The sequence below is a fragment of the Affinundibacterium danionis genome (assembly GCF_042432465.1).
Taxonomy (GTDB): Bacteria; Pseudomonadota; Gammaproteobacteria; order Burkholderiales; family Burkholderiaceae_D; genus Undibacterium; species Undibacterium danionis.
Genome location: NZ_JBHLXJ010000016.1, coordinates 153,040 through 167,354 on the forward strand (window position 1 = coordinate 153,040; position 14,315 = coordinate 167,354).

At 46.3% G+C, this 14,315-nt stretch carries 12 protein-coding genes; 2 read left to right on the forward strand and 10 right to left on the reverse strand.

Annotated features, from left to right (window positions below):
• Nucleotides 1-28: 28 nt before the first annotated feature.
• From ACFFJH_RS15305 to ACFFJH_RS15330, 6 genes are all read right to left on the reverse strand, one after another.
• A complete protein-coding gene (locus tag ACFFJH_RS15305) occupies nucleotides 29-925 on the reverse strand; it encodes a M48 family metallopeptidase (protein ID WP_390213800.1) in 897 nt (298 codons plus the stop codon).
• An 82-nt stretch (nucleotides 926-1,007) separates the two neighbouring features.
• Nucleotides 1,008-2,315, reverse strand: coding sequence for an AmpG family muropeptide MFS transporter (locus ACFFJH_RS15310; protein ID WP_390213801.1), 1,308 nt, complete (start codon nucleotides 2,313-2,315; stop codon nucleotides 1,008-1,010).
• A 3-nt stretch (nucleotides 2,316-2,318) separates the two neighbouring features.
• Nucleotides 2,319-2,924, reverse strand: coding sequence for a methionine biosynthesis protein MetW (metW, locus tag ACFFJH_RS15315; protein WP_390213802.1), 606 nt, complete (start codon nucleotides 2,922-2,924; stop codon nucleotides 2,319-2,321).
• Nucleotides 2,921-4,048, reverse strand: a complete 1,128-nt coding sequence (gene metX / locus ACFFJH_RS15320; RefSeq protein ID WP_390213803.1) for a homoserine O-succinyltransferase MetX — start codon at nucleotides 4,046-4,048, stop codon at nucleotides 2,921-2,923. The genes metW and metX overlap by 4 nt, the downstream gene beginning before the upstream one ends.
• Before the next feature lie 341 nt (nucleotides 4,049-4,389).
• A complete protein-coding gene (locus tag ACFFJH_RS15325) occupies nucleotides 4,390-6,612 on the reverse strand; it encodes a carbohydrate binding family 9 domain-containing protein (protein ID WP_390213804.1) in 2,223 nt (740 codons plus the stop codon).
• Between the two features lie 155 nt (nucleotides 6,613-6,767).
• Complete coding sequence (locus tag ACFFJH_RS15330) at nucleotides 6,768-7,844, reverse strand: porin (protein ID WP_390213805.1); 1,077 nt, start codon at nucleotides 7,842-7,844, stop codon at nucleotides 6,768-6,770.
• A 360-nt stretch (nucleotides 7,845-8,204) separates the two neighbouring features.
• On the opposite strand from ACFFJH_RS15330, the gene coq7 reads away from it, so the two are divergent.
• Nucleotides 8,205-8,837 (forward strand): 2-polyprenyl-3-methyl-6-methoxy-1,4-benzoquinone monooxygenase, encoded by a 633-nt coding sequence (coq7, locus tag ACFFJH_RS15335; RefSeq protein WP_390213806.1) that lies wholly within the window; start codon nucleotides 8,205-8,207, stop codon nucleotides 8,835-8,837.
• Between the two features lie 158 nt (nucleotides 8,838-8,995).
• On the opposite strand, the gene ACFFJH_RS15340 is transcribed toward coq7, so the two are convergent.
• From ACFFJH_RS15340 to ACFFJH_RS15350, 3 genes are all read right to left on the reverse strand, one after another.
• Entirely contained in the window at nucleotides 8,996-11,278 is a 2,283-nt protein-coding gene (locus ACFFJH_RS15340; protein ID WP_390213807.1) for a UvrD-helicase domain-containing protein, read from the reverse strand.
• Between the two features lie 61 nt (nucleotides 11,279-11,339).
• Nucleotides 11,340-11,846, reverse strand: coding sequence for a 3'-5' exonuclease family protein (locus ACFFJH_RS15345; protein ID WP_390213808.1), 507 nt, complete (start codon nucleotides 11,844-11,846; stop codon nucleotides 11,340-11,342).
• A gap of 226 nt (nucleotides 11,847-12,072) precedes the next feature.
• Complete coding sequence (locus tag ACFFJH_RS15350) at nucleotides 12,073-12,534, reverse strand: DUF2721 domain-containing protein (protein WP_390213809.1); 462 nt, start codon at nucleotides 12,532-12,534, stop codon at nucleotides 12,073-12,075.
• Between the two features lie 235 nt (nucleotides 12,535-12,769).
• On the opposite strand from ACFFJH_RS15350, the gene ACFFJH_RS15355 reads away from it, so the two are divergent.
• Nucleotides 12,770-13,309 (forward strand): DUF6622 family protein, encoded by a 540-nt coding sequence (locus ACFFJH_RS15355; protein WP_390213810.1) that lies wholly within the window; start codon nucleotides 12,770-12,772, stop codon nucleotides 13,307-13,309.
• Nucleotides 13,310-13,365: 56 nt separating this feature from the next.
• Here ACFFJH_RS15355 and ACFFJH_RS15360 read toward each other — a convergent pair whose 3' ends face one another.
• Nucleotides 13,366-14,211, reverse strand: coding sequence for a hypothetical protein (locus tag ACFFJH_RS15360; RefSeq protein ID WP_390213811.1), 846 nt, complete (start codon nucleotides 14,209-14,211; stop codon nucleotides 13,366-13,368).
• Nucleotides 14,212-14,315: the final 104 nt, after the last annotated feature.

Here is a 14,315-nt window from a genome sequence, read left to right on the forward strand (position 1 = left end):
TCTTAGCCTATTAAGCCTTAAATCCAGCTCAATTATTCACGTCCGGTATCGATTTCACATTACTACGGTAAGGCGGCAAACTGTCGATTGATGTACCCATCGCTTTTGCATAAAGAGGCATCACTTCAGGGAAATGTTTGCGGATTTCATTAATCCTGTCAGTGCCAGCCGGATGGGTGGACAACCATTTGGGTGGCGCTTTTTTATTCACGACGCCCATCTTTTGCCAGAGCACGACACCGGCGCGAGGATCATAGCCCGCGCGTGCTGCGATATCGAGGCCGACGATATCGGCTTCGGTCTCGTCATCGCGTGAGAATTTCAACATAGTGAAATTTGTAACCACACCAGTCACTCCCGCCGCAGTCTTCCCGTTGTAACCGTTATATTCAGCCAAAAGTGCAGCACCTTTAATCGCAAAATTACCAAGTATAGATTTTCCAGCACGCTCCGCACCATGTTCACGCAAAGCATGAGCAATTTCATGTCCCATCACTATCGCCACTTCATCATCAGTCAGCTTCAAGGTATCGAGTATGCCCGTATAAAAAGCGATTTTACCGCCAGGCATACAGTAGGCGTTGATTTGGGTAGAGCCTAGCAAATTCACTTCCCACTTCCATTCGGCAGCGCGATCGTTCCACGGCAATGCGAAAGGAATCAGTTTTTTTGCAATGGCACGCAAACGGATCACTTGCGGATGATTATCGGGCGCTAAGGCACGCTTCTGTTCAGCTTCTTTCATCGTTTGCACATACTGCGCGGCAGCCTGCTGATCTAGAGCGCCACCTAAGTTACCCAGTTTGCGCATCATCGACATCTTGCCGACTTTGACGCCATCTTGCGGCTCGTGGTCTTGCGCCAGAACGGTAGCAGGTAATACACAGGCACTTGCCAGTGATAAAGCGATCAAAGATTTTTTCATGATGATATCGTTCTCCATTTTCATGCCTAGAATGGTAGCAGAATCGGTATTTTTCAATTGCAAAAGATTGCTAAGCAATTTGTTATTTTAAAGCGCCAGTTGCGTCTGTGGTTTTCACCTGATCACCATTCCACGGTGCGACTTTAAATAACAGCAACATGCCAGGGATCGCCAAAGCAAAACAAATCAAAAAGAAATTAAACCATCCAGTGCTAGCAACAATAAAACCTATCAGGGCCGTAGTGAATGTACGAGGCACCGCCGCAAGGCTGGTGAACAAAGCAAATTGAGTCGCGGTGTAGCGCGGATCAGTGGCACGTGCAATGTAGGCAACGAAGGCAGCGGTTCCCAAACCTACGCCAAAGGCTTCGGTCGCGAGTACCACACCTAGCATGATGGGATCAGGTCCCATTTTCGCGAGTAAGGCAAAACCCAAAATACTCAAAGCTTGCGGCACACCAAATATCCACAACGCTCGGTTAATGCCTAATTTGATCATCCAGACGCCGCCCACTACGCCACCTGCAATACTCCCCCAAAATAAAGTGAGCTTAGCGATCGTACCGATTTGCGAAAGTTGAAATCCCAAATCCAGAAAAAACTTAGTCGCCAATGTCGCCGCCATCGTATCGCCGATACGATACAAGAAAATAAAAGCCAAAATCCAAAATGCATGCAACCAGCCAGAGCGCGTCACAAATTCACGGAATGGTAAAACGACAGCCTCTTTCAAATTTTTCGGTGGCGCACCATAGGTCTTAGGTTCTTGCACCAACAAAGTACAAACCAAACCGGGCAACATAAAGGCGGCAGTAATCCAGAACACCCATGCCCAAGAAATCATATCGGCCAAAATCAAAGACAATGCGCCCGGTACTAAACCTGCCACTTTGTACGCATTGACTTTAACTGCCGCGCCTAGACCTTGCTCGTTATCGTCCAAAATTTCACGACTAAAGGCATCAATCACAATGTCCTGACTAGCCGAGAAAAATGCCACCGCAATGGCTAAGGGGATGATCCAAGAAAATTGGCTGATAGGATCGAGCATACCCATAGTACCGACACACAAAAACAAGGCGACTTGAGTAAATGCCATCCAACCACGCCGACGTCCCAGCGATCCAAAACTGAATCTATCCATCAATGGCGACCAAATGAATTTCCACGGATAGGGAAACATCACCAGCGTAAACAAACCGAGCTTCTTGATATCAATACCGGATTTCGCTAACCACGCCTGCACCAGATTGATCAAAATAAACAGTGGCAAGCCTGAGCTGAAACCCAGAAAGACCAAAATCAACATCCGTTTATTGAAGTAGGTTTGCCACTTATTGACGGCGAGTGCTGTCTGTTTTTGATCTGGCTTCTGATCTTGGTCGCTCATATCTTAAGTTCTCTTCTTGAGACGGAAAACCGCAAGACTACCACGCAAATTAGGTAGCCAGTGTATCTGTTTGCCCTCATGCAGCGCGACACATTCCATCACTTGCAAACCGACATCATCTGCCAAATCAGCGAAATCGTAAATCGTGGCGCAACGTACATTGGGCGTATCGTACCATTCGAATGGCAAGGACTTAGATACTGGCATTTTACCGCGCAATAAAGCGGTGCGATGTGGCCAATATCCGAAGTTAGGAAAAGAGACGATAGCTTCATTGCCGACCCGGGCGATGTCACGCAATAAAGGTTCTACATGTTTCATCATTTGTAGCGATGACAAACATAAAACCGTATCAAACGCATGTTCGCCAAACATACTCAGACCATTTTCCATGTCTTGTTGAATCACATTGATGCCGCGCTTGGTGCATTCCAAAACTTTATCATCGGCAATCTCAATACCGTAGCCACTGCATTGTTTATCCGTGCGTAGATAATCGAGCATGACACCGTCACCGCAACCGACATCCAGTACGTGTGAACTTGGCTGTATCCAATCTGCGATAAAGGCGAGATCAGGACGATGCTGTTTTAATTCTTGTACATTCATGCAAACTCCTGCGCGATGCGATTGTAATAAGCTGCCACAAAATTGAGATAACGTGCGTCATCTAGTAAGAAAGCATCGTGTCCGTGCGGAGCGTCGATTTCGGCGTAACTAACAGTGCGTTTATTATCGACTAAGGCTTTAACGATTTCACGACTACGCTCCGGTGAAAAGCGCCAATCGGTGGTAAATGAAGCCAGTAAAAATTGCGCTTTAGTACCCGCCAAGGCCTTACTTAAGTCGCCACCATGTTCACGCGCAGGGTCAAAATAATCGAGCGCTTTGGTGATCAGCAAATAGGTATTCGCGTCGAAGTAATCGGAGAATTTATCGCCTTGGTAGCGCAAGTAAGATTCAATTTCAAACTCAACACCATAACCAAATTGGTAGTCGCCAGTCTTTAAATCACGACCAAATTTTTCTGCCATATCGTCATTCGACAAATAAGTAATGTGACCTATCATGCGCGCGACGCGTAGTCCATTTTTCGGCACCACCTTGTGTGCATAAAAATCCCCGCCATGAAAATCAGGATCGGTCAAAATCGCCTGACGCGCGACGTCGTTAAAAGCGATATTCTGTGTAGAAAGTTTGGGCGTAGAAGCAATCACCACACAGTGACGCAAACGCTCTGGAAACAAAATACTCCATGCTAAAGCCTGCATACCGCCCAGCGAACCGCCCATCACAGCGGCAAATTGAGTAATACCCATCTCATCGGCCACCCGCGCTTGGGCGCGCACCCAATCTTCGACCGTCACCACTGGAAAGTCAGCGCCGTATTGCTTACCAGTGGCTGGGTTGATGTGCATAGGACCTGTGGAACCAAAACAAGAGCCTAAATTATTGATACCGATCACAAAGAATTTATTCGTGTCGAGTGGTTTACCCGGCCCAACCATGTTGTCCCACCAACCTATATTTTTTGGTTGATCAACATAATAGCCAGCCACATGATGCGAAGCATTTAAGGCGTGACAGACTAAAACCGCATTCGATTTATCGGCATTCAAAGTGCCATAAGTTTCCACCATCAAGGTGTAGTCGGCGATGCTAGCACCGCTTTGCAAGAGCAGTGGATCACTGAAGCGATACGCTTGTGGCGTGACGATTCCAACGGATGACATAGGTTTTCCCTTGAGACCTTGACGATCTCATTTTTTAAAAAAATTAAAAAGGGGCTAAAAGATGGGCTGAATGAGGTAAGAGGTACTGCGGCATTCAAGCTCGCTTTAGCCGTATTTATTCGTTTAAATGCTTTTTAAACATTTAAACCGCGCCCGCAAGCTGATTTCAAATCGGCGCAATGTGCGAAGGATAGCGAAGTCTGAGGCTATCGTCAAATTGGACTGAGGAAATAATCGGGGTAAGGACAGAGGGAGGCAGTGCTTAATAAGCACTGCCTCTTGCACCTTATATCTGGCTTTTTACCTCTTAAACGCTCCAAAGCCTACCGCAAAACTTGGAATTAAATTTGCCAGGATAATTTAGCAAATAATTCCGCCTGTTTGCGTTTCGCGACTAATCCTGGCGTTTCTGATCGCGTCATTGTCCATCCTAGATAAGTCGCCGTGCCAACCCCAGCTCTGTGGGTGTACACCAGCGAATTCACGTTACGGCTACTTTCGGGAGCTACTGTGATCGTGTACATTTCAGGATTACGAGTGGTACGGGCATCTTGCACGATAACTCTTAGCGTATCCTTAGAAGTCAAATGCACAATACTATTAATCTGCAATGCAGTTTCCATATAGGCGCGCTCACCGCTACGCGTATGTTCGTCATTAATCCAACTCACGGCATAGCTAGGTTCAAGTTCTAAGCGGTCTAACGGGCGTAACTTCGCACTCATTGAATACGAACCGCCACGCCCCAATCGATTCGCCAAAATATCGATCACATCACCCATAGTCACATCCATAGCGACCCGCGCAATCGCCTTGCCAGGACTAGCGGCAAATCCTGTCGCGATCCGCGCTAAGGAAAATAAATCGCCATTTTGATTCACCCGATTTTTAACATTGGGACTGATATTGATATAGGCAGAACTGTCATATGGGCCTGCCACACGCACACCTGGGGTAAAAGTTTTCGACATGATATTGCCGTCGCTATCTAATTTATATTCCCCAGACACATACACATTTAATTCATTCAAAGCGCCCACACGACCAAACTTCTTAGTCAAATCGGAATTAATACTACGAAATCCGACCTGCGAAAAAAAACCATTATCAGCGCGGAAATCTCTACTCACGTCACGCAAACTGGCCGAAACACCCCACTGGTCATTGCCACGTGACCAATCAAAATAGGCGGCATGACCAGTGCTAGTCGTTCCACGCACCAAATTACCATTAACATCAGTTTGCGCATTGGTGCTACTCATTAACAACTGAGCACGCATCAATTGATTGTGATCCATTTGCCAAACGAAATCGGGGCCTGCCACTCGGTTATACCCCTTGCCCTCGGCATAAGTACGATCCGTCGCGATGGCACCCACGGATAGCAATCCTATACGGAAATTAGCACGAGCATCAGTCGCCATCGAAGCGACTGGACTAGTCGCATAAGCGGTGTAATAGGTATTGGGCACTAACACCAAACCGCCAGCAGCATCACGTGCCGTCACAATACTAAAATCTTTATCTGCATCACGTTGGGTATAACGTAATCCTGCATCGGGATCAGCAATACTGCGCGTACTGATCGCGTTAAAAGGGGTTCTAAAAATATCCGCTCCTTCCAAGAAAAAGGGCCGTTTTTCCTGCACAAAAATACTGAACCGGGTATTCCCTGATAACTGCGGCGAATCCAATTCAATTTGTGAGAAATCAGGATTGAGGGTGGCATCAATAGTGGTGGCAGAATTAGGACGATATTTCATGTCTAGACTAAGCGCCGTAGCACGTGCCGACTTGACGGGCGTTCCAGCTTGATCATCGGTGGTGCGTCGCATTACAAGCTGTGGCGTCGCGCTCCAATTGACGCCAGAAGGCAACTCCTGCATCCCAGTAATCGCATCGGAAAAACATAAATTACAACTGGTTGCCCTAGTCACCTGACCGCTATACATACGATAACGCTGATCACGCGTCATGTTTCGCATCACCAACAAACTCCAAGGTGTGCTTGACTGCTTATCATAAGCAATCGAAGAAAATGGAATTTGATACTCAGCGCTCCAACCGCCATCAAAGCGAGCGGTGGCTACCGAGAATTCATAGTCGGGCGCCGTATCATCACCGCTGGTATCGCTGTAAATGCCATCCATTACCGTGCCACGTGCATTCACATAAAATACCTGTGCCGCTTTATGCCCACCAGTTGGGTCAATAAATAGTCCGAAGAAATCCTGGTCGATACTCACTTTATCGCGCCGTGAAAAAGAATCGCGGATCTGACTTGGATCAGAATCAAAACCCTTAATACCCACATACAAAAAGCGGCTGTCATACAAGACTCTCACTTCAGTACGTTCATGCGCCAAGGTTTTATCAAAAGGTTGAGTTTGATAAAATTTGTCGAATACCTCAGCCTCCTGCCATAATTTTTCATCCAACTTGCCATCCAATTTAATTGGATGCAAACCCTCATTCGAGTTCAGATGCAAAGCCTTAAATTGGGCTTGAGCAGGATAGATTGTTATGGAAGAAAAGAGGCTCAAGGCAAGTAGGATTTTTTTCATGGACATCTTGTTACGAAACTCAAAAAGCAAAACGAAGAAGATAGATGGAATGTAAATATTTGATGCGAAGCTTGGGCAATATATTAAGAATTTAGTTCAAAAAAAAACTGCCCGAAGGCAGTTTTTTTATTTCTGATATTGCTGAATTAAGCAAATTAGAATGCGTGGTTAACACCGAAAGAAGTGCGCACACCAGAGCGATTACCTGCGCCCATGATCAAGCCGATATCAGTATCTTTAGCTAATGCAGAACCTGCTTTTGCGTAGGTGAAAGAAGCGTAAGCAGCAGTACGTTTGCTGAATGCATATTTACCCAATACAACGAAAGTATCTACTTTACCTTTTACATCGCCAGAGCGACGTGTGTTGTAGTAGCCAGTTGTCAAAGTCGTTGCTGGAGTAACAGCAAAATCAGCACCTAGACCAAACACACCGATATTACGACCTGTTGTGTTAACTTCGTTTTCTGCGTAAGTTACTTTCAAAGTCAAACCATCAACAACATCTTTATTCACAACAAACTTAGCACCACCAGTGTAAGCACGCAAAGTTACGTTGCTTGTCGCGTCGCGCAATTGTGAGTAAGAGAATACTGCAGTCAAACCACCTTCAGAGAAAGTGGCTGATGTACCCATGTAGCTGCTAGCTTGTGCATCACCAGCTTTTTCGCCGAAACCGTACATACCGCTAAATACGATACCGCCCAATACGCTTGGTGCTGCGTATTTGATGGAATTATTTTGACGTGTTGCAGATGAAGCACCAACGCTAGTGCCGAATGGACCGTACAAACTGGTGTTGTTCAATGCACCGAAAACGATGTTTGGATTTGTACCAACGTGTGCAACGCCGATTGGATCAACTTGAATCAATGTGTCATAAGCCAAGTTAGTTTGACGACCAGCATTAACTGTACCTAATGAGCCAGAAAGACCGACTGTTGCGATACGATCAAACAATGAACCAGCAGTACCTGAGTCAGCATTCAAAGAGCTTTCCAATTGGAAGTTTGCTTTCAAGCCGTTACCCAAGTCTTCAGAACCTTTGAAGCCCCAACGTGAAGAACTCAAGCCACTTGAATCCATGGACATTTTTTTGCCGCCTGTTGTCGTTTGATTTGACAGGTAAGTCGTGTTCAGATCAACGATACCGTACAAAACAACAGAAGATTGAGCGGAAGCAACAGATGCGAATGCACCCAATACTGCGAAAGCGATAAGTGATTTTTTCATTGAAAAACTCTCCAAAGGTTAATAAATTTCTTTATTTGGCAGTGCTATAAATAATTATCTGCCATATATTCTGTCTCTTGGTGCCGCCTCGCAGTACATCACGCGCGGTTGCTTTTTGCCTCTTATACTAAGTGGCATTGGAACAAATAACACTCTTTTGGGCAAATTGAATCACGCTATTATAAGACATATTTCCGTTTTATGTGGCATTGCAACAACATTGCGCAATTTAAGTACGAAAAAATAGCAACAAGACCAATTTTTCTGTTAACAAAAAAATTGAGCGCTATCAAGGTTATATCGCGATGAAGCCTTACAATACGCGTCTTCCACTGCATTTTTCACAGGTTTTCAATAACTATGTTTAGTAAAAATTTCGATCATTTTTTGATTAATTTTGATCGTGCTTTACGCGTTGTTTCTGGACAGGCAAAAGCGTCTCGCAGCAACCCAGGAAACGCCTGCAATGAACAGGTATTATCCGAGACAGAACGTAAGCACAGCGCGGGTTTAATGCGCGTCAATCATGTCGGTGAAGTGTGCGCCCAAGCACTTTATGATTCGCAAGCCGTGTTTTCAAAATCTAATGAAGTACGTCAACAATTTGCGCACTCCAGCATAGAGGAAGAAGATCATCTCGCGTGGACTGCGGATCGTCTGCAACAACTCAATTCTCATACCAGTTTGCTCAATCCGTTTTGGTATGCAGGTGCCTATGCCTGCGGCCTGATTGCCGGTCGTTGCGGTGATGCGATCAGTCTAGGTTTTGTAGTGGAGACCGAGAAACAAGTCGAAGCGCATCTCGCTAATCATTTAAAAGAGCTACCTGCGAGCGATGAAAAATCACGCGCCATAGTTGAGCAAATGCGTGTCGATGAAATCGAACACGGTGCAGCAGCACACAACTTAGGTGCCAGTGATTTACCCGCACCCATTAAGGTATTAATGCGCGGCATGGCTAAGGTAATGACCACGACCGCTTATCACTTCTAATTCACCCTTAATCTTTAAAATAGGACTTATGCAAAATTGTGCTAGCTAGAGCCTGCCCTCGAATGCCTTAGTCGGGGGCGCGTCGCCGAAGGCAGTACAATTGTACGACGAGGCGACAGCAACGACGCTAGCGTCTGTTTTGCGTAAGTCCTATAAAATTAAATCCGGTCTAATTTGGCGATGCTCAGATCAAGCAACTTCATCCCAAATTTACCAAAATTAATGTGGGCGCGGGCGTTTGTCCCGCTGCCTTCGATGTTCACAATAACGCCCTCACCAAACTTGGCGTGTGCGACATTTTCTCCTATGCGCCAGCCACTTCCGGTGTTTGCTTGTTTCTTATTAAAACTGTTCGCAATGGCATTAGCGCCAGTTTCTGGTGCGTCATCCCACGCCGATTTAGGGCGGGCAAACCAAGTCGGCTGAATTTTCGGCGATAACCATTTCAAAGCGTCTTCTGGCATCTCATCGAAGAAGCGTGAACGCATGTTGTAACGCGTCTGTCCATGCAACATACGGGTTTGAGAAAAAGTGATGTACAAACGCTGACGAGCACGAGTAATTGCCACATACATCAAGCGACGCTCTTCCTCTACGCCAGATTCTTCCTGACTACTATTTTCGTGCGGGAATAAGCCTTCTTCTAAACCACCAATAAACACCGCGTCAAATTCCAAACCTTTGGCCGCATGCACGGTCATTAATTGCAGCGCATCTTGTCCGACTTGCGCTTGATTATCACCCGCCTCCAAAGACGCATGCGATAAGAACGCCGATAGCGGCGACATCACGGTGGGTAAGGCGGCGTCTGCATCAATAATCTCTACGCCATCCGCATTCGCGATCAAACTGCTAGCCGGGCGTGACGCCGGTCCAGCCAAAGCCGGCGCATCGTGCCCAAAGCCTTCTTCCGACACAAATAAAGTCGCTGCATTGACCAATTGCTCTAAGTTTTCTATACGATCTGCGCCTTCTTTTTCGGTCTGATAATGGGTCAACAAAGTGCTCAAATCGAGCACGACTTGTACCATTTCGGGCAAAGGTAAATTTTGTGTTTCAAAGCGTGCGCTTTCGATCAATTTAACAAAGCCACCTAGCGAAGAACCCGCTTTGCCCGCCACATACGGGACTGCCGCATACAAAGAAATATTGTATTGTTTGGCCGCATCTTGTAGCTGTTCGATCGAACGTGCACCTATTCCACGAGCAGGAAAATTGACCACGCGCATAAAGGCAGAATCATTATGTGGATTGTCCATCAACTGCAAATAGGCAATCGCATGTTTGACTTCGGCACGATCAAAATAGCGCTGGCCACCGTACACGCGATACGGCACATTAGCTGAAAATAACGCATGCTCGATCACGCGCGACTGCGCATTAGAGCGGTACAAAATCGCAATCTGACTACGTTCAAAACCATCACGAATGAGATTCTTGGCTTCTTCGGTAATCCATTGTGCTTCTTGAATATCGCTGCTGGCTTCGAAGATTCTGACCAATTCACCATGACCCGCATCGGTGCGCAAATTTTTGCCGAGACGTTTGCTGTTATGTTCAATCAGCGCATTGGCGGTATCTAAGATGTGACCATGCGAGCGATAATTTTGCTCTAACTTAATGAGATTTTCGACTCGAAATTCTTTTTCAAACGCGGCCATATTGCCCACATTCGCACCACGAAACGCATAAATACTTTGATCATCATCACCGACGGCAAATACCGCGCCATGCGTGCCCGCCATCAACTTGAGCCATTTGTATTGCAAGTCATTGGTATCTTGAAACTCGTCGACCAAAATGTGTTTAAAACGCGCCTGATAATGTTCGCGTAAAGGTTGATTGCGACTGAGTAATTCGTAAGTGCGCAATAAGAGCTCGGCGAAATCGACTACCCCTTCACGCTGACATTGCAGATCATACAGATCGTATAAGGCCACCATTTTGCGATTGAAATCATCGTAAGCATCGACTTGTGCTGCCCGCAGACCTTGGTCCTTCGCGCTATTGATGAAGTACATCAAGGTCTTAGGCGGGTATTTTTCGTCATCAATATTATTTGCCTTCAATAAGCGCTTGATGAAGGAAAGCTGATCGCCCGAATCGAGAATCTGAAAAGTCTGCGGCAAACCTGCATCGCGATGATGCGCGCGCAGTAAGCGATTACATAAACCGTGGAAAGTCCCTATCCACATCCCACGAGTATTGATGGGCAGCATGGCGGATAAACGCGTCAGCATTTCTTTGGCCGATTTATTGGTAAAGGTCACCGCTAAAACGCCATTTGGTGAGATCTGTCCGGTTTGAATTAACCAAGCAATTCTGGTCGTTAAAACGCGGGTTTTACCGGAGCCAGCACCTGCCAGAATGAGCGCAGATTGGGCGGGGAGCGTCACAGCAGCGAGCTGTTCGGGATTGAGATTGTGTAGGAGATTTTGCATCCCGATATTATACGGGAGTGTATGAGGCTGTTTCCGTGCTTACGCAAAAAAGACTGATTTTTTATACAGCTAGTTTCTTGGCCTCGTCGAAGGTACGCAACCAAGTCAACTGCAAGACCCGAGCATCGCTGCTGGCACGATGTCGAGCGACACATAACTCTTTTGCAATTTGCTCTTTGGTGACATGCCAGTTTGGCATTTGCTCATCGTCGATAATCTCAAACAGATCATTGAGTTTGAACTTAGGCGTAATTTGTGCCGCGTCGAACAAGAGCGCCATCCACACATAATCCTGCCCCCAGCCATCTGTGTAAACCGTGCGTCCACCGAGGAAGAAATTTAATTGTTCAGCCACAAACTGTGGCGTATTGCCGCGCTCTACCAAGACCTCACGAGGAATCCCGTGAATATTCGCCGCTTGAGTATCCCAATGACGCCACTCATCTTCAGGACGAATCAAAGAACACCAGCCTTCACCATGACGACCTGAAAAGCCAACTTCAATAGGGTAGCTACCCTGTCCAAAACCAGAGGCTTCGAAATCTATAATGATGGGCACGGTCATCATCGTCAACTCCTGTCAGGGAATGAAGTGGGTCGTTGATCGCAGGTGCCAGCAGGGGCTAAAGGCGGAAATCAATGCCTGCGCGGCGCACAATATGGCAATAGCAATTCCATTGTGCCTCAACTGAAAGGCAACACAAGCCTTGGGCCTTGGTTTTGGGAACTTATGATAGGGAGCGTGGTTTTTCGTTCACGCTCTGAGGCAATAAGTGGCGATTATTGGCGATTGACTAAGGTAAGAACTTCGCGCCATGTTCGCGTTGGCGTCTTAAGGTTTTGGTTGCGACAAAGATTTCACGCAAAAAGAAAATAAAGCTACCAACCAAGGCCAATACGGCCAACACAAACAAAGCAGCAATAATTTTGTCGAGTTGCAAACCCAAGGCGTCACCAAGGAATAGCGCAGCAATGACTAAACAAACTAGCAAGGCACAAGTCGAGCTCAAAGTAATCGCACGATTAATTAAATGCGAACGCTGATATAACTCATCCAACTCAATCCGCATAATCGGTGTTAAACCTTTGTCCCCTTGCGAGGTCACAATTTCTTCTAACACGCGTGACCGATCAATAATGCGCGCCAGTCGATTAGTCAACACAGTCAGATTAGTGCCAACGCCCGTCAGCAAAAACACAGGTGCAATCGCCAGTTGAATAATTTGTCCTATGTTTCCCAGATGTAGATTGAGCACGATGTTTCTCCCGCTTTTAAGTATAAACCGTATTTTAACATTGCCATGCAGCATCGTTTGCCACCTAAGGCTCCTACCATTCACGTCAAAAATCGACCTCTAAGTTGAAAAAATCTGCGCTTAGTCGCATTCAGCTAGTCGTCATCATTGGTGTTCGGCATAGTGACGTTATTCCACGATTCATTACAGCTTCACACTACAGATCTACGACTTACTCAATATACCGGAGAACAACATGACAACGCATATGATTTCAGCTTTCGCAACAAACTTAGTATCACACACACCAACCTGGGTTTGGTTGTTACTGGCCGGTTTGTGTGTACTTGGCTTTAGCCAAACTCGCAATCGTCAAATCTCTCTGCAACGTCTTTGCATTCTACCCTTGGTGATGTTAGGACTATCGCTGTCAGGCATGGCGACAAGTTTGGGATTGTCGGCATCCGTTTTGCTGGTATGGGTAGGCGCATTGTTAATTAGCGCATCCAGTTTATTACAGCTCGGTCTAGGTCGCGGGGTCAGTTTTGATTCGGCAAGTCAATTATTCCACGTACCAGGAAGCTGGCTGCCTTTATGCTTGATTGTAACGATGTTTGTAGCTAAATATGCCGTCGCGATAAGTTTGACAATACAACCAGCGTTAGCACAACAGGCTGGTTTTACCTTGGGCTTTAGCGCACTATTTGGTGTACTGAACGGCGCCTTCTTGGTACGTGCCTTGGTCGTTTTACGTTTATTAAAATCTGAAAAATCGACGCTCAATTTCGCTGCTTAAATTTCAATCAGCCAAATAATTAATTATGCAAATTCCAGCCTAAGCGAACAGAGAAATTAACGCTTAGGCTTGGCAAATTCTGGGAATTCTTCCAGCATAAAGGCTTCAAGCTCAGCACTATCCTCGACCCGCGCCGAAAGGTTCACCACGCGTCCCAGTCGATTTGATTCCCAACGAAAATCGCCTTTGTAATGGGTGCGAATAATTTCTATCATCTTACGCACCATTGCTAAATCGATATTGCCACCTAAACCAGCATCCACTTCTATCGTCTGCTTCCAGCCATTGCTATTGACCTTCCAACCACGGAAAGTAAACGTGCCCATGCGCACGCTTTTACTAGTAATCTGAAACACACCACTGGTACCGTCTTGTCCAGACGCTCTTTGCATACTGCGTTTTACATTTGCTTCAGCAATTTCTTGGGCGCTCTGTCCACGTTGTCCCTGTTGTGCCGCCTGATTTTCAGCCGCGGCGGCGGCTTCTGATTGCTGACGTCGTTCGCGAGCCGCGTTAAGCATGCTTGCCATATCCGGCAGCGGCTCTTCAACTTTGACGGGCTTCACTGGCTCTGGCGTACGTTCAACAATCGCATCAGGATTGACTGGACGTGAAATCGCTTTACTGGACGATTTTGGTGGCGCTTTAGCGGCAGACTTTTTGGGTGTAGGTTCGCCCTTTTTGAGTTGCGCGATTTTGTCCATGACAAACACCATGGGGCCGCCTACGGGCTTACCGTTTTGAATATCGGCACGAATTTTCAATAAAAAAAACAATAGCAAACCATGCAGCAGTAACACCAAAGTAATCGCAGCCAGACGCCTAGGTCGAATGCGAATATGGATCAGAATTGTCCCCTGCTCTTCTAGCTCGCGCTCTCGTGATTCTGTGTACAACTTCATGCGGTTCTAATTCAAATTGCTTTGCTTTTTTATGGAAGTTGGCAAGGATACCTCAATCTGAGTGCAAAGCTTGTATCAAACCATTGCAATAGCCTAATTTATTA